The following is a 734-nucleotide window of genomic DNA, read 5'->3' on the forward strand; positions in this document are numbered from 1 at the left end:
CCGTAATGCTCCGCAGCCTGTCTTGTCGTAACGGACTGCTTCACAGCTTCAAATACATTCAAATCAATTCCTCCTTGTAAAAAAGAAAAGGCACTTATCATTCTCAATCTGAAAATGGCAAGTGCCTGTTAAAGTTCCATATCCTGTTGTTTGTGTTTCGTCTGCGCCGGGGCGTTTTTCTGTGCTCTCTTCTCGTCAGCCTTATCCTGCAAGACTTCTTTGAGGGGCTGCTTCTTGGGCGGCTCTTTGCTTTCCTCTGTGCCGGGTGTGGCTTTCCGTACCCAGTAGCGGATGTCCCGCAGCTTCTTCAAATCTTCCTGCACCTCGGTCAACGGTACTTTCAAGTCTGCGATTTCGCCCACAAGCTTCGCCTGTTCCTGCAAAAGCTCCTTTTTCGTGCTGTCCTTATCATCCGGGTGCTTGGCAAGGTAGGCACTGGCTTTCTCAAACCGGGCAACCTCCGGGTGTTCCAGCTTGAATTTTTCCTTAGTTTTCTTGAAAAATATCTTCTGGTATTTCTCATAAACGGGCTTACATTCCTTACAGTCCGTCCGGGCGGCAAGGATAGCGTCAATCACGTTGCTGCGGGTTTCCTTTGGCTTCATCTGCTTTCGGTAGTCGGCGGCAGATTTCCCGGACGTTTCTATAAAGTTTTCCAAATCCTCCACGGTGGAAAGTCCCTTTCTCTGGAGATAGGACAGGGCTTCGCTGACTGCCTTTAAGTCTTTGGAAGT

2 pseudogenes are annotated in these 734 nt (G+C 49.0%); both read right to left on the minus strand.

Features of this window, described 5'->3' with window-relative positions:
* A pseudogene (locus tag PGR14_RS16360) lies at positions 1–101 on the minus strand (CHC2 zinc finger domain-containing protein); the annotation flags it as partial.
* Between the two features lie 27 nt (positions 102–128).
* A pseudogene (locus PGR14_RS16055) lies at positions 129–734 on the minus strand (MobQ family relaxase); the annotation flags it as partial.

This window comes from Coprococcus sp. AF99-45, assembly GCF_027663865.1.
Lineage (GTDB): Bacteria > Bacillota > Clostridia > Lachnospirales > Lachnospiraceae > Allocoprococcus > Allocoprococcus comes.